Raw genomic sequence first — 16,256 nt, 5'->3', positions numbered from 1 at the left:
CGTCCAAGACGTGCACGTTCGGCCACATGTTTATGGCACGCCTGGGCCGGTGCCTAAGGAACCGCCCCCCAACACCCCTCACGCCCCCCCCTCACCCGACGGGACGGGTGAGGGGTGGGCGCAGGCCCGGGGGTCCAGGGGGCGGAGCCCCCTGGTACCTCAGCCGAAGCGAACGATCAGCACCCGACCAGACGCGAGGCCAGGTAGCCCTCGATCTGGTCCAGCGACACGCGCTCCTGCTTCATGGTGTCGCGCTCCCGCACGGTCACCGCGTTGTCGTCCAGCGTGTCGAAGTCGACCGTGACGCAGAACGGCGTGCCGATCTCGTCCTGGCGGCGGTAGCGGCGCCCGATCGCACCGGCGTCGTCGAACTCGATGTTCCAGTTCTGCCGCAGCGCCTGGGCGAGACCCTTGGCCTTGGGCGACAGCTCCGGGTTGCGGGAGAGCGGCAGCACCGCGACCTTCACCGGCGCCAGGCGCGGGTCGAGGCGCAGCACGGTGCGCTTCTCCATCTTGCCCTTGGCGTTCGGCGCCTCGTCCTCGACGAAGGCGTCGAGCAGGAAGGCGAGCATCGCCCGGCCGACACCGGCCGCCGGCTCGATGACGTACGGCGTCCAGCGCTCGCCGGCCTCCTGGTCGAAGTAGGAGAGGTCCTGGCCGGAGGCCTTGGAGTGCGCGCCGAGGTCGTAGTCGGTGCGGTTGGCGACACCCTCCAGCTCGCCCCACTCGCTGCCGCCGAACTGGAAGCGGTACTCGATGTCGGCGGTGCGCTTGGAGTAGTGGGAGAGCTTCTCCTTCGGGTGCTCGTACCAGCGCATGTTCTCTTCACTCATGCCCAGGCCGGTGTACCAGTTCCAGCGCTGCTCCATCCAGTACTCCTGCCACTGCTCGTCCTCGCCCGGCTTGACGAAGAACTCCATCTCCATCTGCTCGAACTCGCGGGTGCGGAAGATGAAGTTGCCGGGCGTGATCTCGTTGCGGAAGGACTTGCCCATCTGGGCGATGCCGAACGGCGGCTTGCGGCGCGAGGTGGTCTGCACCTGACCGAAGTTGGTGAAGATGCCCTGGGCGGTCTCGGGCCGCAGGTAGGCGACGGAGCCGCTGTCCTGGGTCGGGCCGAGGTGGGTGGAGAGCAGGCCGGAGAACTGCTTGGGCTCGGTGAAGGTGCCCTTGTTGCCGCAGTTGGGGCAGTTGAGGTCGGCGAGGCCGTTCTCGGGGGCGTGCCCCTTCTTCTCCTCGTACGCCTCCTCCAGGTGGTCCGCGCGGAACCGCTTGTGGCAGGAGGTGCACTCGGTCAGCGGGTCCGTGAAGGTGGCGACGTGGCCGGAGGCGACCCAGACCTCGGGGGCCAGGATGACGGACGAGTCGATACCGACGACGTCCTCGCGCGAGGTGACCATGTAGCGCCACCACTGGCGCTTCAGGTTCTCCTTGAGCTCGACACCCAGCGGACCGTAGTCCCAGGCGGCGCGCTGACCGCCGTAGATCTCACTGCAGGGGAATACGAAGCCACGGCGCTTGCTCAGGCTGACGATGGTGTCGATCTTGTCGGCGGCCACGGTGCTCTCTTCATTACGACGACGGGCGACGAAGCGAGATGCTTCCAGAGAATGCCCCAGGTTACCGGCGCGGGACGCCCCCCGGCCAAATCGGGGGCCGTTCGGGCGCTTGTTGACAACGGTTTCCAGATTCGTTGAAAATGAGTGTCATGAACGCACGACGACGCCGCATATCCGGCATAGCGGTCACCGCGGCCACCGCACTCGGTCTCGGGGCCCTCTCGGCCTGCTCCGGCGACACCGCGGTGGCGGGCAACACGGACAAGTTCGACGTCGTCGCGTCGTTCTACCCGATGGCCTTCCTCGCCGAGCAGATCGGCGGGGAGCACGTCAACGTCACCAGCCTCACCGGCCCCGGCCAGGAGCCGCACGACCTCGAGGTCAGCACCAAGCAGCGGGCGCAGCTCGAGGAGTCGGACGCCGCGCTGTACCTGAAGGGCCTGCAGCCCGCCGTCGACGAGGCCGTCACCCAGTCCGAGGTCGGGACGAAGATCGACGCGGCCTCCCTGACCGCCCTGGAGGAGCACGGCAAGGAGGTCGGCGGCCACGCGGCCGAGCACGACCACGAGGCCGGGGAGGACGAGCACGACGGCCACGACCACGGCGGGGAGACCGGCGGCAAGGACCCCCACGTCTGGCTCGACCCGGTCAAGTACGCCGAGGTCGCCGAGGGCGTCGGCAAGGCCTTCGAGAAGGCCGACCCCGACCACGCCGCCGACTACCGGAAGAACACCGACGCCCTGGTCAAGAGGCTGGGCGAGCTGAACACGCGGTTCGAGACCGGGCTGAAGGACACGAAGACCCGGGTCCTCATCACCACGCACGCCGCCTTCGGCTACCTCGCCGAGCGCTACGGCCTCACCGAGGAGGCCATCAGCGGCCTCGACCCCGAGTCCGAGCCCAGCGGCGCCCGGATCAAGGCCCTCGAGAAGATGGCCGCGGCCGACGGCGTCTCCACCGTCTTCTACGAGACGCTCGTCAGCGACAAGACCGCGAAGACCGTCGCCAAGGACGCGAACCTGAGGACGGACGTCCTCGACCCGATCGAGGGCATCACCGGCCAGTCGCGCGGCGACGACTACTTCCAGGTGATGGAGGCCAACCTCGCGGCCCTCCAAAAGGCCCTGGGCGCCAAGTGACCGATCACACCGACCAGCCGGAGGGTGACATGTCCGATCCCGTCATCGCACTGCGCGGCGTCCGCGCCGACCTCGGCGCGCGCCCCGTCCTGCGCGGCATCGACCTCACCGTGCGCCGCGGCGAGGTCGTGGCCCTGCTCGGCGCCAACGGCTCGGGCAAGTCCACGGCCGTCCGCACCGTCATCGGCCAGGTGCCGGTCGTCGCCGGGGAGGTCGAGCTGTTCGGCACCCCGCGGCGCCGGTTCCGTGACTGGGCGCGCGTGGGCTACGTCCCGCAGCGCACCACGGCCGCGGGCGGCGTGCCCGCGACGGTGACCGAGGTCGTCTCCTCCGGCCGGCTCTCCCGCGCCCGCTTCGGCGTGCTGCGCAGGGCCGACCACGAGGCCGTGCGCCGGGCCCTGGAGCTGGTCGGCCTGGCGGACCGGGCCAAGGACTCGGTGAACGCCCTCTCCGGCGGCCAGCACCAGCGGGTGCTGATCGCCCGCGCGCTCGCCTCCGAGCCCGAAGTGCTGATCATGGACGAGCCGATGGCGGGTGTCGACCTGGCCAGCCAGGAGGTGCTGGCCGAAACGCTGCGGGGGCAGGTCGCCGCCGGCACCACGGTCCTCCTCGTGCTGCACGAGCTCGGCCCGCTGGAGCCCCTGATCGACCGGGCCGTCGTCCTGCGCGACGGCTGCGTCCTGCACGACGGCCCGCCCCCCGAGGCCGTCGGCCAGCACGCCCTGCCCGGCCACGACCACGTACACCCGCACGCACCCGCGGGCGCCGAACCGATGCGCACAGGACTGCTGAGCTGATGGAACTGTTGAACTACGCCTTCATGCAGCGGGCGCTGCTGGCGGCCGTCCTGGTCGGCATCACCGCCCCGGCCGTCGGCATCTACCTCGTCCAGCGCCGCCAGGCCCTCATGGGCGACGGCATCGGCCACGTGGCCATGACCGGCGTCGGCCTCGGCTTCCTGCTCTCCTGGTCCCCGGTGTGGATGGCGACCGCGGTCTCCGTCCTGGGCGCCGTCCTCATGGAGCTGATCCGCTGGTACGGCCGCACCCGCGGCGACATCGCCCTCGCCATGCTCTTCTACGGCGGCATGGCCGGCGGCGTCATGTTCATCAACCTCGCGCCGACCGGCTCCAACGCCAACCTCACCTCGTACCTCTTCGGCTCCCTGTCGACGGTGTCCGAGTCCGACGTGACCGCGATCTGCGTGCTGGCCGCCTTCGTGGTGCTCGTCACCCTGGGGCTGCGCCGCCAGCTCTTCGCCGTCAGCCAGGACGAGGAGTTCGCCCGGGTCACCGGGCTGCCGGTGCGCGCGCTGAACCTGCTGACCGCCGTCACGGCGGCGGTCACAGTGACGGTCGCGATGCGCGTCGTCGGCCTGCTGCTGGTCTCCGCGCTGATGGTGGTCCCGGTGGCCGCCGCCCAGCAGCTCAGCCGCAGCTTCGCCGCGACCTTCGCGATCGCCGTCGCGATCGGCGTGACCGTGACGATCGGCGGCACGGTGACGTCCTACTACCAGGACGTGCCGCCCGGCGCGACGATCGTGCTGCTCACCATCGCCGCGTTCATCGTGCTGACGGCGCTGGCCACACCACTGGCCCGGCGACGCGCGCGGGCCGCCGCCCTCGCCCGGTCCGCCGCGGATCCCGCGGAGTGCAGGATTCCGGCCTCCCGGGGGACCGGCGGCGACGTCGGCGCCTGACCGCGGACAGCCCGGGCTGGCACAATGGCCCCGGCAGTGCAGACGTGAGGAGGCACCCCGTGACGACCGCTGGACCGCCCGTGAAGGGCCGCGCCACCCGGCAGCGGGCCGCCGTCGCGGCGGCTCTCCAGGAGGTCGAGGAGTTCCGCAGCGCGCAGGAGCTCCACGACATGCTCAAGCACAAGGGCGACTCGGTGGGGCTCACCACGGTCTACCGCACGTTGCAGTCGCTCGCCGACGCCGGCGAGGTCGACGTCCTGCGCACCGCGGAGGGCGAGTCCGTCTACCGGCGCTGCTCCAGCGACGACCATCACCACCACCTGGTGTGCCGGATCTGCGGCAAGGCGGTCGAGGTCGAGGGCCCGGCGGTGGAGAAGTGGGCGGAGGCCGTCGCCGCCGAGCACGGATACGTCAACGTGGCGCACACCGTGGAGATCTTCGGCACCTGCGCCGACTGCGCGAGTGCCTCCGGCGGCTGAGCCGCCGAGGGCCCGGGGCTGAGCCCCGGGCCCTTTTTTCGGCCTTCTCGGCCCGCCGGGCTCAGGCCTCCGCGCTCCTGCCCTCCATGGCGAGCAGCTCCTCGTTCGGGATGGCACCGCCGAAGCGGCGGTCCCGGGAGGCGAACTCCAGGCACGCCCGCCACAGGTCGCGCCGGTCGAAGTCCGGCCACAGCACGTCCTGGAACACCATCTCGGCGTACGCGCTCTGCCACAGCAGGTAGTTCGACGTCCGCTGCTCACCGCTCGGGCGCAGGAACAGGTCCACGTCCGGCATGTCCGGGTAGTACAGGTACTTCGCGAGGGTCTTCTCGTTGACCTTCGACGGGTCGAGCCGCCCCGCCCGCACGTCCTCGGCGAGGGCCTGCGCCGCGTCCGCGATCTCCGCGCGGCCGCCGTAGTTCATGCAGAAGTACAGCGTGAGCCGGTCGTTGTCCTTGGTCTGCTCCTGGGCGACCTGGAGCTCCTTGGCGACCGACTTCCACAGCTTGGGCATCCGCCCCGCCCAGCGCACCCGCACCCCGAGCTCGTCGAGGGTGTCGCGGGACTTGCGGATGAAGTCGCGGTTGAAGTTCATCAGGAAGCGCACCTCCTCCGGCGAGCGCTTCCAGTTCTCGGTGGAGAAGGCGTACAGCGAGACGTTCCCGACGCCGATCTCGATCGCCCCCTGGAGGACGTCCATGACCTGCTCGGCACCGACCTTGTGCCCCTCGGTGCGCGGCAGCCCGCGCTCCTTGGCCCAGCGCCCGTTGCCGTCCATGACGATCGCCACATGCTCCGGCACCAGCTCACCGAGCCTGGGCGGCCGCGCGCCGGACGGGTGCGGCTCCGGCGTCCTGTACTCCCGGCGCTGACGCCCCAGGAAACCGCGTACGGCCATGTGTCTCTCGTCTCCTCGTGCTCTACGTGTGTCTAGGACTTCTCGACGTACCGCAGGGAGCGCAGGCCGCGCTCCAGGTGCCAGTGCAGGTACGCGGACACCAGCCCGCTCCCCTCCCGGACGTACCGCGCCTCGCACGCGTCCGCGGTGCCCCAGTCTCCCGTGAGCAGCGCACCGAGCAGTTCCAGGGCCTGCGGCGAGGGTACGACGCTGCCGGGCACCCGGCAGTCGGCGCAGACGGAACCGCCCGATCCGACCGAGAAGAACCGGTTCGGTCCCGGCATGCCGCACTTCGCGCAGTCTCCGAAGGTGGGCGCGTACCCGTTCACCGCGAGGGAGCGCAGTAGGAAGGCGTCGAGGACGAGCGGGGGCGCGTGCTCGCCCCGGGCGAGGGTGCGCAGCGCGCCGACCAGCAGCAGGTACTGCTGCACCGCCGGCTCGCCCTCGTGGTCCGTGAACCGCTCGGCGGTCTCCAGCATGGCCGTCCCGGCGGTGTACCGGCCGTAGTCCGTCACGATCCTGCCGCCGTACGGCGCGATGGTCTCGCTCTGCGTGCACAGCGGCAGACCGCGCCCGACCAGCTCGCTGTTCTTCGAGAAGAACTGCACGTCCACGTGCGAGAACGGCTCCAGCCGCGCCCCGAACTTCGACTTCGTGCGGCGCACCCCCCGGGCCACGGCGCGTACCCGCCCGTGACCGCGCGTGAGCAACGTGATGATCCGGTCCGCCTCACCCAGCTTCTGGGTGCGCAGCACGATGCCGTCGTCGCGGAACAGACTCATGCGGTCCATTCTCCCGCATGCCTCACGGCACCTCGCCCCGGCTTCTCGCGTTGGTGTACGCCGTCGCCGCGCTGAGCCGCTCGGCCGGGGTGGCGTGGCGTACGTCACCCGGCTCGGCGTCCCACTCCCGGCCCCCGCCGTACGGCCGCAGCTGGACGTACGGGCCCTCGTGCCCCATGACGATGCCGACCCGTCCGGTGCGGGTGTCGACCGCGTGGGAACCGATCGGCGGCATCATCGGAGGACCGCCGCGAGCCGCCGCGCGGTCTCCACGGAACACCGTCCCAATTCGATGAGCGGACAAGGCGCCTCCCGCGCGAGACTCACCGGGTCCAGCCCGAGCGACGGCAGAGTAATTCCGGCCCTCACGAGCGCCGCGCGCAATTCCTTCACCGTGTCCTCCGCTTCTTCGACGCAGGGCGCCGAGTGTGCTGGCTCCACCGTGTTCCCCTCACCTTTCCCGTTTCACTCTTCCTGCTCCCAGAATGCCCGCCCGCATCTAGACTCGGCAGAAGTCTGTGCACTACAAGTGCTGGTCAGCGCAGGGGGTTTGGTTATGGCCAACGGTTCGCGGCAGGCCGCCTGGGAGTTCTTCGGCACGGAACTCAAGCGGCGGCGGGAGGACGCCGGGATCACCCAAGTGGAGTTGGGGGCAAGGGTATTCGTGTCCGGTGGCTACATCGGCCAGTTCGAACAGGCGATTCGCAAACCCCAGTTGGACGTGGCCCAGAGGATTGACGCGATACTGCAAACCGACGGTATTTTCGAGCGCCTGTGCCGCAAGCTGATCGACGACCCGCGGTATGCGGATTACTTCGCGGGGGTGGTGGAGCTGGAGCGGATGGCGACGCGGATCTGCGAGTTCGCGCCCACGGTGGTTCCGGGTCTGCTCCAGACCAAGGAGTACGCGTGCGCGGTCACGGTCGCCGCGAACCCGTTCAAGCCGGATTCCTACGTGGACGAGATCGTCGGCGCCCGTCTGGAACGGTCCCTGATCCTCGACGACGCCGCGCGTCCCGAGTATTGGGTGACTCTGCACGAGAACGTACTGCGCATGCCCGTGGGCGGCCCGCAGGCCATGGCAGCGCAGCTGGACCACATCGCGCGCCTGATGTCGGAGCGCACAGCGGTGGTGACCGTACTGCCGTACGCCACGGGCGCGCATGCGGCCATGGGCGGGATGCTGAAACTGATGGGCTTCGAAGACGCGCCGCCGGTGGCCTATACAGAGACGGAGTATTCGGGAACTCTCATCGACGATCCAGCCGTGGTGAAGCACGCCGAGCGCACATACGATCTGCTCAGGGTCGCCACGCTGTCGCCGGAGGCGTCCCTGGCCCTGATCGAATCGGCGGCGGAGGACTTCAGACGATGCGCGAGTACGACCTGAGCAACGCCCGCTGGACGAAGAGCACCTACAGCAACGGCGAAGGCGGCGACTGCGTCGAGGTCGGCTACGACTTCCCCGGCGCCGCCCGCTGGCGGAAGAGCACCTACAGCAACGGCCAAGGCGGCGACTGCGTCGAGGTCGCCGACGGAGTTCCCGGGGTCGTGCCCGTGCGGGACAGCAAGGTGGCGGGCGGGGACGTGGTCCTCGTCGGGCAGGGGGCCTGGGCGGCGTTCGTCAGGGGCCTGGTGGGGTAAACCCCAGGGCCTTTCAGGCAGTTGACCGGATGGGGCGGCCCCCGGAGATCCGCGAGGCTCTTCCGCATGACGCAGCGCACCCGCACCATCCGCAACGCCGCAGTCGTCGGCGTGTCCACCGCCCTCCTGGCCGTCACCGCACCCGTGGCCGCCTCCGCCGCCGCGAGCCCGTCCGGGGGCCTCGCCTGGACCACCTGCGAGGGCTCCGGCCTCGATCCCCGGCAGCAGTGCGCCACCCTCCGGGTCCCCATGGACTACGCGGACCCCGACGGCCCCCGCATCGACATCGCGGTCTCGCGCATCCCGAGCGAGAACCCGGACGCCCGGCGCGGGACCCTGCTGCTGATACCCGGCGGACCGGGCGGCTCCAGTCTGGGCGACCCGTCGGGGAAGGGACAGAAGCTGCCGCAGGACGTCCGCGACGCCTACGACCTCGTCGGCTTCGCGCCGCGCGGCCTCGCCCCGTCCACGCCCGTCACCTGCGGGCTCGACTACGGCGACCTCGCCACCTCCAAGCTCCATCCCTGGCCCGCCGCCGACGGCTCGGTGGACGGGAACATGGCCACCGCCCGCCGCACGGCCGACGCCTGCGCCGCGAACGGCGGCGAGCTGATCCGGCACCTCGGCACCGCCAACGAGGCGCGCGACATCGACCGCCTGCGCGCCGCCCTCGGCGAGCGCAGGCTCTCCGCGTGGGGCGTGTCGTACGGGACGTACGTCGGATCCGTGTACGCGCAGCTGTTCCCGCACCGCACCGACCGCATCGTGCTGGACAGCAACGACGACCCCGACCCCACCCGCGTCGCCCGCGCCTGGCTGGCCGGGCACGAGCAGGGCGTGGAGGACACCTTCCCGGACTTCGCCGCGTGGGCCTCGAAGCCCGGCAACCCGGACCGCGTCGCGACCCGGGCCGCCGACGTACGGCCGCTGTTCCTGCGGCTGGCCGCCCGGCTCGACCGGGAGCCCCTCCCCTGGCCCGGCGCCAACCCGGCGGAGCTGAACGGCAACGTGCTGCGCCAGACCATGCTGGACAGCCTCTACTCCCCCAGCCGCTACCCCACGCTCGCCAGGCTGATGAACGCCGCGCGGCAGGGCACCGTGCCGCCCGCGCCCCAGGCGCCGCCCGAGGCCGTGCTCCAGAACGTCACCGCAGTCGGCGCCGGGACGCTGTGCAACGACGTCGCGTGGCCGAAGGCGCAGGCCGTGTACGAGAAGGACGTCGCCGAGAGCCGGGCCAAGTACCCCCTCACCGCGGGCATGCCCCGCAACGCGATGGTGTGCGCCGCCTGGCCCTACCCGCCCCGTGAGGCACCGGTGCGGATCACCGACCGCGGACCGTCCAACGTCCTGCTCGTCCAGAACGAGCGGGACGTCGCCACCCCGCTCAGCGGCGCCCGCAGGCTCAGGGAGGCGTTCGGCCGGCGCGCGGTCATGGTGACCGTGAACTCCACCGGCCACGACGCCTACCTCGCCAACGGCAACGCCTGCGGCGACCGCACGGTCTCCGCCTTCCTCGCGACCGGACGGCGGCCCGGCACGGACACCTACTGCGCCTGACGGTCGCCCGGCGTCACCAGCCCGGACTCGTAGGCAACGATGACCAGTTGCGCCCGGTCCCGCGCGCCCAGCTTGCCCATGACGCGGCTCACGTGGGTCTTCGCGGTCAGCGGGCTCAGCCCGAGGGAATCGGCGATCTCCGTGTTGGTGAGGCCGCGTGCGACCAGGGTGAGGACCTGCCGCTCCCGCGCGGACAGGCAGTCGGGGCCGGCCGCGCCCGGCACCGGCGCCGACGGAGTCCGCAGGAACCGCTCGATCAGGCGGGCCGTCGGGCCGGGCGAGAGCAGGGCGTCGCCGGCGGTCACCGTGCGGATGGCGTCGAGGAGTTCGGCGGGCCGGGTGTCCTTCACCAGGAAGCCCGCGGCGCCCGCCCGCAGCGCCTCCACGATGTTGTCGTCGGTGTCGTACGTGGTGAGGACCAGCACCTTCACGCCCGCCAGGTCCTCGTCGGCGGCGATCAGCCGGGTCGCCTCGATGCCGTCCAGATCGGGCATGCGGACGTCCATGACGACGAGGTCGGCGCGCCGGGCGCGGGCCAGTTCCACGGCCTCGCGGCCGGTGCCGGCCTCGCCGACGACCTCCATGTCGGGAGCCGAGGCGACGAGCAGGGCGAACGCGGCACGGACCAGGTTCTGGTCGTCCGCCAGCAGCACGCGAATGGTCATGCGTCCCTCTCCGGGGTCACGGTCGCCGGCGTCACGGCCGGCTCGGGGGCGGTGGGCGTCGGCAGCACGGCCGTCACCCCGAAGCCGCCGGCGTCCCGGGCCCGCGGTCCGGCGTCGAGTGTGCCACCCACGCTCCGGGCGCGTTCCCGCATCCCGACCAGCCCGAAGCCCGGAGTGCCGCCGGGGTCCGGGCCGGTGCCGTCGTCGGTGACGGACAGGCGCAGGGCGCCCGGCTCCGCGTGCACCGCGACGCGGACGGACGGCTCCGGGCCCGCGTGGCGCACGGCGTTGGTCAGCGCCTCCTGCACGATGCGGTACGCGGCGGCGCCCACCGCGGGCGGCACGTCGCCCGCCCGGACCGACAGGTCCACCCGCGCCCCGGCGAGCCGGGCGGCCTCCGCCAGGTGCGCCAGGCCGTGCAGCCCCGGCAGTGGGCCACGGGCGTCGGGCGCGTCCTGCTCGCGGAGCACCTCCAGCGTGGTCCGCAGTTCGCCGCGCGCGGTCCGGCAGGTGTCCGCGATGTCGTCGAGGGCCTTGGCGACGGCGGCCCGGTCCAGGCGCCCGGGGTCGGCGGTCAGGACATGGGCGGCGACCGAGGTCTGCACGCCGATGAGGGTGATGCTGTGCGCGAGCAGGTCGTGCAGGTCCCGTGCGACGCGCAGGCGCTCCTCGGCGACACGGCGCCGGGCCTCCTCCTCGCGGGTGCGTTCGGCGCGTTCGGCGCGCTCGACGATGGCGGCCACGTACTGGCGGTAGTAGCGGACGTCGACGCCCGCGAACAGGATGGCGACCACCCAGCCGGAGATGCGGAGCAGCTCGACGGCCTGATGGGTGTTGACGGTGAGCATGATGCTCACCGACACCGTGAGGACCCCGGCGCCGGACAGGAGCGTGCGCAGCGGGCGGCCGGTGACGGCCAGCGTGTACAGCGCGACGTAGGAGGCGGGTCCGGCGGCGGCGTGGTTGTTGTCCAGGGCGTGGTACGGCCCGACCAGGGCCACCACCGTCGCGAGCACCGGCAGCGGGTGCCGTCGCCGCCACACGATCGGGACGTGCGCCGCGACCAGCAGCGTCCAGCCGGCCGCGTCGGGACGGCGGCCCTCGTCGGTGAACAGCGCCAGACAGACGGCCCCGGCGAGGAGGACCGCGGCGAGCACGGCGTCGTTGCGGGTGCCGTGCGGGACGGTGCGCGGGTCGCGGTTGACGACGGCCATGATCCGCTCGCCGACGCGGGGTCCGGACGTTGCCTCGGTGGATGCCTGCACGCGCCCATCCTCCGCCACGGGCGCGCCCCCGCGGGACGGCAGGGGCGCGCTCCGGTCCCTCACCGGGTCAGACACCGACCGGCTCCCGCTCACCGGCCGGCGCCGCCTCCCCGGGCTCCCGGGACAGCCGCCCCGGCCACCACACCCGGCGGCGCAGGGCGACGCTCGCGCTGGTGACCAGGTAGGTGCGGACGAGGAAGGTGTCGAGGAGGACGCCGACGGCGATGACGAAGCCCAGCTCGACGAGCGACACCATCGGCATGGTCGTCAGCACCGCGAAGGTGGCCGCGAGGACGAGCCCGGCGGAGGCGATGACCCCGCCGGTGGTGCGCAGCGCGGTGAGCGCGGCCCGCGTGGGTCCGGCGCCGTTCAGGGCCTCCTCGCGCATGCGGTGCATCAGGAAGATGCCGTAGTCGATGCCGAGGGCCACCAGGAACACGAAGGACAGCAGACCGAGGCCCGGGTCGGTGCCCTCGAAGCCGAGGACGGGCCCGAAGACGAGTCCGCCGACGCCGAGCGCCGCGCCCCACACGGCGACGACGGCGCCGACCAGGATCAGCGGGGCGACCAGTGACCGCAGCAGCACCACGAGGATCAGCAGGACGGAGAGCAGCACGATCGGGACGACGATCACGGTGTCCCGGGCGTTGGTGTCGTCCAGGTCGATCTGCTGGGCGCTGGGGCCGCCGACGTAGGAGTCGTCGAGCCTGTCGCGCAGCGCCTCGATGGTGGCGGTCTCGGCCGCCGACTGCGGCGGGGCGGAGGCCAGGACGGTCAGCTCGGTCCAGCCTCCGCCGCTGCGGCCCTTCTCGGCGCTCTCCACCCCCCGGGTGTCACGGGCCTCGGCGAGGGCCGCGTCGGCGCGGTCGCCGGGGACGATGACGGTGATGGGCTGGGTGCCGTGCTGCGGATAGGCGGCGGCGAGGGTGTCCATGGCGGCGATGGCGTCGGGCTCGGAGGTGAAGGAGTCCTCCAGCTTGAGCGAGCCGGGCAGGCCGAGCGAGCCGAGCGCCAGCGCGCCGAGCAGCAGCGCACCGCCCACCAGCACGGCACGGGGCCGGCGTTCGGCGGAGCCGCCCATCGCGGCGAACAGCGACCGGCGGACCCTGGGGGTGCTGCCGTGGCGGGGGACGAGCGGCCAGAAGACCCGGCGGCCCAGCAGGACCAGGATCGCGGGCAGCAGCGTCAGCATGGCGGCCAGGGCGCACAGCACGCCCACGGTGCCGAGCGGGCCCATGCCGCGGCTGGAGTTGAGGTCGGCGGCGAGCAGGCACAGCAGCCCGGCGGCCACGGTGCCGGACGAGGCGAGCACGGCGGGACCGCACCCGCGCAGCGCGGCGAGCATCGCGTCGTACGGCCGCTCCACGCGGCGCAGTTCCTCGCGGTAGCGGGAGACGAGCAGCAGCGCGTAGTCGGTGCCGACGCCGAAGACGAGGATGGTCATGATGCCGGTGCTCTGGCCGGACACCGCGGTGCCGAACGCCTGGTTGAGGCCGTAGGCCACGCCCATGGAGAGGTAGTCGGCGAGGCCGGCGACGGCCAGCGGGATCAGCCACAGGAACGGGCTGCGGTAGATGAGGATCAGCAGCAGCGCGACCACGGCGGCGGTGGTGTAGAGCAGCGGGCCGTTCAGGGAGTTGTAGACCTCGGCGGAGTCGGTGGCGAGGGCTCCCGCGCCGCCCACCTCGACGCTCAGCCCGCCGCCGCCCCGCGCGACGTCCCGCACGGCGCCCACGAGGTCGTCGCGGGCCTTCTCGTCCTGGCCGGGTTCGGTGCTGGCGACCGGATACATGAGGGTGGTGCCGTCCTCGGACGGGACGCCCACCGGACGGTCCGTCAGCCGGTGCGCGCCCGCGATCCGGTCGATCTGCCCGGCGGCGGTGGCCCTGTCGGCCGCCGTCAGCCCGGTGTCGCGGTGGTAGACGACGACCATCTCGGTGGCCTCGCCGCCGGGCAGCCCGTCCTGGATCTTCGCGGCCGTCGTGGAGTCGGCGCTCGCCGGCAGGTAGTCGACGGCGCGGTCGCGCTGCACGTCCGACAACTGCGACGCGAACGGCGAGACGACGGTCAGTACGGCGATCCACAGCCCGAGCACCAGCCAGGGCAGCGCCCGGCGTCGCCTCCCGCTCGTCCCCGCGCGTGTCCTTGCGGCCCCCATGTGACGGGCTCCCTCCGGTCGGATGTCTGGGTGGGTACGTCTCCAGACTTCCGGCACCGGGACGCCGGGGCGTCGGGCGGGAGGCCGATCCGGCGGCTACTGCCCGGGGTGACACGCGGCCCGCGTTACTCCCCCGGGAGTAACGCCCGACGAGGTCAGGCCCGGTCGACCATCCAGTTGCCGTCCTCCTCGGCGTCGACGCGCACCTCCAGCTCGCGCAGGCTCATGCTCGCCTCCCAGAGCTCCTTGAACCGCTTCATCCGGTCCCGTACGTGCTCCTGGCGGGCGATGAGCCGGGTCCTGACGTTGACGTCGCGCAGGTCCTGCTCGATCTCGAAGGACACTTCCTCGTCGAAGACGATGAAGTCGTTGGTGGTGCCGCGCTGGAGGTGCGGCGGCAGCTCGGGCAGTACCGCCGCGCGTACCTCGATGTGCCGCAGTTCCTGCTCCTCGCACAGCCGCAGCAGCCGGTCGTCGAGCTCGCGCGCGCTCTCCAGCAGGAACAGCCGGCGCACCGACACCTCGTGCTCGTCGACCGCGTCCTGCTGGGCCTCCAGGTAGCGGCTGGCGGGCTCGCTGTTCCAGAACAGGCGGTCGACGGAGGTGCTGGTGGCGCAGATGCTCTGCTCGGCGGCGCGGGTGAGGGCGAGCATCCAGTCGTGGTTCTCGCCGGGGCACTCCGCGGTCAGGTTGGTGAGGTCCGCCATGTAGCCGACGACCCGGGTCATCTCCAGGCGCACGAAGGTGTAGAGGATCGAGGGCCCGGGGGCGAGGACCTCCGCGAAGCTCTTGGCCAGTTCGGGCACGCCCTCGATGCGGGCCCGGTCGAGCGGCGGGTAGGGCGGCGGGTGGGGCTGCTCGGTGCCGTGGCCCGCCTGCACGAGGTGGTTCTCGACGAGCTGCTTCACGTCCTCGGTGTGCCGGACCAGGCCGGTCCGCAGCTCGTCGTCGTACTGGTTCAGGCCGTCGCGCACGGCGGCGGCGTGCTCGGCCAGCGCGGTCTCGACCCGGCGGGTGTGTTCCTCCACCCGCCGGGTGTGCTCCTCCACCCGCAGCTCACGGGCGTGCGGGTCCTCCGCCTGCGGCTCCTCGGCCCGCCGGCCCAGGCCGTGCACGTACTGGACGAGCACCGCGGCGACGGCGCACAGCGCGGCGGTCGCGAGCTGCCGCGGCGCGCCGCTGCCCGGGCTCAGGAGTGCGGTGACGCTCCAGGCCAGGGCGCCGAGGATCAGGCCGGCCAGCAGGCGGCGCGGCCATGGGGACTCGCCCGTCAGGGCCGTGCGGCCGGGGACCGCCGGGCCGTTGGTGCGGTCCGGCGGTACGGCCGTGCCGTCGGGCTGGGGTGACTGTGCCGTGCTCATCTCGCTTCTCCCCCCGTTGGGATGCGCGTCGGATCGGGGTGCGGGGATGTGCCTGGAGGTCGTGCCGTCCGCTCAGGAGGCCGGCTCCACCTCCCGGTGGACGGAGGGGATCGAGTGCAGCGTGAGCTGGTCGCGGATGCGCTGCACCAGCGTCTGCCACTGGCGGGTGAAGCCGGGCCGCTCCTCCAGGGGGTCCCACAGCGCGGCCAGTTCCTGCGGCACCCGGGCCCGCGGCATCCACAGGTGCAGCAGGTGGCCGACGGCGGGGCGCAGTGCCTCGACGAGGGCGTGGCCGTGTTCCGGGCCGGCGCCCAGGCGGATGCCGTCGAGCACGCGGACCAGGGTGGTGAGCAGCCAGTCGTGCAGGGCGAGGTCGTCGCACAGGCCGGCGAGGTCGCCGCCGGCGGTGTCCTCGGGCACCCGGAGCAGCACGGTCCGCAGCTCGTCCTCGGCGAGCGTGAACCGCTCGATCGACGGCCCCTCGCCCGGCGTCGCCGGCAGCGCCGCCCAGCGCAGCCGGGTGGGGCGGGACCTGAGGGGCGGGCGGTGGTCGAGGAGCGGGTGGCGCAGCAGCCGGGTGAGCAGACCGTCGGCGATCAGTCCGGCGTCGAGGTCGCCGTGCCGCCCGCCGCCGAGCACGCCCTGCGCGACCGCCTCGCGGGGCAGTCTGCCGAGCGGCTCGACCACTCCCGGCCGCACCAGGTACTGGCCCCAGGGCCGACGCTGGTCGGGGCCGGTGGCGGGGACGCGGAAGTGCGCGGAGGACTGCAGGACGCGGCCCTCGGTGAGCGAGGCCCGTGCGACGACCGTGCCGACCGCGCGGATCCGGGCGCCGTTGGCGCTGGGGAGGTGGCAGTCGACGCCGGTGAGGGTGTCGGGGGAACGCGCGTAGAGGTTGGGGCGCTCCGAGAGCAGGACCCGTTCGTCGGAGCGCAGGGCCAGGAGCTGGGCGGCGGCGCGGATGTCGAGGGCCTGCCGGGTGGGCAGCAGGCAGGTGCGGACCTCCCCGCAGGCGAGGACGGGGCCCGGCGCGATCTCCCGCGGCGCCAT

Annotated in this window: 16 protein-coding genes; 7 read left to right on the top strand and 9 right to left on the bottom strand. The window is 72.5% G+C overall.

Features of this window, described 5'->3' with window-relative positions; genetic code table 11:
* Positions 1 to 176 precede the first annotated feature (176 nt).
* Positions 177 to 1,559, bottom strand: coding sequence for a glycine--tRNA ligase (locus tag ACFWJB_RS29430; protein ID WP_385460330.1), 1,383 nt, complete (start codon positions 1,557 to 1,559; stop codon positions 177 to 179).
* Positions 1,560 to 1,708: 149 nt separating this feature from the next.
* On the opposite strand from ACFWJB_RS29430, the gene ACFWJB_RS29425 reads away from it, so the two are divergent.
* From ACFWJB_RS29425 to ACFWJB_RS29410, 4 genes are read left to right on the top strand one after another with little or no spacing between them, the layout of a single operon-like run.
* Complete coding sequence (locus ACFWJB_RS29425; RefSeq protein WP_386926025.1) at positions 1,709 to 2,698, top strand: metal ABC transporter substrate-binding protein; 990 nt, start codon at positions 1,709 to 1,711, stop codon at positions 2,696 to 2,698.
* Between the two features lie 29 nt (positions 2,699 to 2,727).
* Positions 2,728 to 3,495, top strand: coding sequence for a metal ABC transporter ATP-binding protein (locus ACFWJB_RS29420; RefSeq protein WP_386926023.1), 768 nt, complete (start codon positions 2,728 to 2,730; stop codon positions 3,493 to 3,495).
* Positions 3,495 to 4,397 (top strand): metal ABC transporter permease, encoded by a 903-nt coding sequence (locus ACFWJB_RS29415; protein WP_385460324.1) that lies wholly within the window; start codon positions 3,495 to 3,497, stop codon positions 4,395 to 4,397. Before ACFWJB_RS29420 ends, ACFWJB_RS29415 begins: the two co-directional genes overlap by 1 nt.
* Before the next feature lie 59 nt (positions 4,398 to 4,456).
* The gene (locus ACFWJB_RS29410; RefSeq protein ID WP_385460322.1) at positions 4,457 to 4,876 is read left to right on the top strand and encodes a Fur family transcriptional regulator; all 420 of its coding nucleotides are present in this window, start codon (positions 4,457 to 4,459) and stop codon (positions 4,874 to 4,876) included.
* Between the two features lie 61 nt (positions 4,877 to 4,937).
* On the opposite strand, the gene ACFWJB_RS29405 is transcribed toward ACFWJB_RS29410, so the two are convergent.
* The 3 genes from ACFWJB_RS29405 to ACFWJB_RS29395 are packed head-to-tail and all read right to left on the bottom strand — an operon-like array spanning position 4,938 to position 6,794.
* On the bottom strand, positions 4,938 to 5,774 hold the full coding sequence (locus tag ACFWJB_RS29405; protein WP_386926020.1) for an isoprenyl transferase: 837 nt from the start codon (positions 5,772 to 5,774) through the stop codon (positions 4,938 to 4,940).
* A 32-nt stretch (positions 5,775 to 5,806) separates the two neighbouring features.
* A complete protein-coding gene (recO, locus tag ACFWJB_RS29400) occupies positions 5,807 to 6,556 on the bottom strand; it encodes a DNA repair protein RecO (RefSeq protein ID WP_385460318.1) in 750 nt (249 codons plus the stop codon).
* A gap of 22 nt (positions 6,557 to 6,578) precedes the next feature.
* Positions 6,579 to 6,794, bottom strand: a complete 216-nt coding sequence (locus tag ACFWJB_RS29395; protein ID WP_385460316.1) for a hypothetical protein — start codon at positions 6,792 to 6,794, stop codon at positions 6,579 to 6,581.
* Between the two features lie 318 nt (positions 6,795 to 7,112).
* Here ACFWJB_RS29395 and ACFWJB_RS29390 point away from each other — a divergent pair, with 318 nt between their 5' ends.
* The 3 genes from ACFWJB_RS29390 (at position 7,113) to ACFWJB_RS29380 (ending at position 9,757) form a co-directional block, all read left to right on the top strand.
* Positions 7,113 to 7,946 (top strand): Scr1 family TA system antitoxin-like transcriptional regulator, encoded by an 834-nt coding sequence (locus ACFWJB_RS29390; protein ID WP_386926017.1) that lies wholly within the window; start codon positions 7,113 to 7,115, stop codon positions 7,944 to 7,946.
* On the top strand, positions 7,928 to 8,200 hold the full coding sequence (locus ACFWJB_RS29385; protein WP_386926015.1) for a DUF397 domain-containing protein: 273 nt from the start codon (positions 7,928 to 7,930) through the stop codon (positions 8,198 to 8,200). The genes ACFWJB_RS29390 and ACFWJB_RS29385 overlap by 19 nt, the downstream gene beginning before the upstream one ends.
* 66 nt (positions 8,201 to 8,266) lie before the next feature.
* Positions 8,267 to 9,757, top strand: coding sequence for an alpha/beta hydrolase (locus ACFWJB_RS29380; protein WP_386926013.1), 1,491 nt, complete (start codon positions 8,267 to 8,269; stop codon positions 9,755 to 9,757).
* On the opposite strand, the gene ACFWJB_RS29375 is transcribed toward ACFWJB_RS29380, so the two are convergent.
* The 5 genes from ACFWJB_RS29375 to ACFWJB_RS29355 form a co-directional block, all read right to left on the bottom strand.
* Positions 9,745 to 10,422: a response regulator gene (locus ACFWJB_RS29375; protein ID WP_385460308.1), complete on the bottom strand. Its 678-nt coding sequence runs from the start codon at positions 10,420 to 10,422 to the stop codon at positions 9,745 to 9,747. The genes ACFWJB_RS29380 and ACFWJB_RS29375 overlap by 13 nt on opposite strands.
* Positions 10,419 to 11,636 (bottom strand): sensor histidine kinase, encoded by a 1,218-nt coding sequence (locus tag ACFWJB_RS29370; protein WP_385460338.1) that lies wholly within the window; start codon positions 11,634 to 11,636, stop codon positions 10,419 to 10,421. Before ACFWJB_RS29370 ends, ACFWJB_RS29375 begins: the two co-directional genes overlap by 4 nt.
* 118 nt (positions 11,637 to 11,754) lie before the next feature.
* The gene (locus ACFWJB_RS29365; protein WP_386926011.1) at positions 11,755 to 13,845 is read right to left on the bottom strand and encodes an MMPL family transporter; all 2,091 of its coding nucleotides are present in this window, start codon (positions 13,843 to 13,845) and stop codon (positions 11,755 to 11,757) included.
* A 155-nt stretch (positions 13,846 to 14,000) separates the two neighbouring features.
* On the bottom strand, positions 14,001 to 15,206 hold the full coding sequence (locus ACFWJB_RS29360) for a hypothetical protein (RefSeq protein ID WP_385460304.1): 1,206 nt from the start codon (positions 15,204 to 15,206) through the stop codon (positions 14,001 to 14,003).
* A 72-nt stretch (positions 15,207 to 15,278) separates the two neighbouring features.
* On the bottom strand, positions 15,279 to 16,256 hold the full coding sequence (locus ACFWJB_RS29355) for an SCO2521 family protein (RefSeq protein WP_385460302.1): 978 nt from the start codon (positions 16,254 to 16,256) through the stop codon (positions 15,279 to 15,281).

Origin of the sequence: Streptomyces sp. NPDC127100 (assembly GCF_042724095.1) — a bacterium.
GTDB lineage: Bacteria > Actinomycetota > Actinomycetes > Streptomycetales > Streptomycetaceae > Streptomyces.
Note: the sequence above shows the minus strand (reverse complement) of the source record. Positions and strands in the feature narration are given on the sequence as shown.

Bases quoted from the DNA above. Each gene is read 5' to 3' on its own strand.
- ACFWJB_RS29425 (WP_386926025.1), top strand. From the start codon at position 1,709: ATGAACGCACGACGACGCCGCATATCCGGCATAGCGGTCACCGCGGCC.
- ACFWJB_RS29420 (WP_386926023.1), top strand. From the start codon at position 2,728: ATGTCCGATCCCGTCATCGCACTGCGCGGCGTCCGCGCCGACCTCGGC.
- ACFWJB_RS29415 (WP_385460324.1), top strand. From the start codon at position 3,495: ATGGAACTGTTGAACTACGCCTTCATGCAGCGGGCGCTGCTGGCGGCC.
- ACFWJB_RS29405 (WP_386926020.1), bottom strand. From the start codon at position 5,774: ATGGCCGTACGCGGTTTCCTGGGGCGTCAGCGCCGGGAGTACAGGACG.
- recO (WP_385460318.1), bottom strand. From the start codon at position 6,556: ATGAGTCTGTTCCGCGACGACGGCATCGTGCTGCGCACCCAGAAGCTG.
- ACFWJB_RS29395 (WP_385460316.1), bottom strand. From the start codon at position 6,794: ATGATGCCGCCGATCGGTTCCCACGCGGTCGACACCCGCACCGGACGG.
- ACFWJB_RS29390 (WP_386926017.1), top strand. From the start codon at position 7,113: ATGGCCAACGGTTCGCGGCAGGCCGCCTGGGAGTTCTTCGGCACGGAA.
- ACFWJB_RS29385 (WP_386926015.1), top strand. From the start codon at position 7,928: ATGCGCGAGTACGACCTGAGCAACGCCCGCTGGACGAAGAGCACCTAC.
- ACFWJB_RS29380 (WP_386926013.1), top strand. From the start codon at position 8,267: ATGACGCAGCGCACCCGCACCATCCGCAACGCCGCAGTCGTCGGCGTG.
- ACFWJB_RS29375 (WP_385460308.1), bottom strand. From the start codon at position 10,422: ATGACCATTCGCGTGCTGCTGGCGGACGACCAGAACCTGGTCCGTGCC.
- ACFWJB_RS29370 (WP_385460338.1), bottom strand. From the start codon at position 11,636: ATGGCCGTCGTCAACCGCGACCCGCGCACCGTCCCGCACGGCACCCGC.
- ACFWJB_RS29365 (WP_386926011.1), bottom strand. From the start codon at position 13,845: ATGGGGGCCGCAAGGACACGCGCGGGGACGAGCGGGAGGCGACGCCGG.
- ACFWJB_RS29360 (WP_385460304.1), bottom strand. From the start codon at position 15,206: ATGAGCACGGCACAGTCACCCCAGCCCGACGGCACGGCCGTACCGCCG.
- ACFWJB_RS29355 (WP_385460302.1), bottom strand. From the start codon at position 16,256: ATGGCGCCGCGGGAGATCGCGCCGGGCCCCGTCCTCGCCTGCGGGGAG.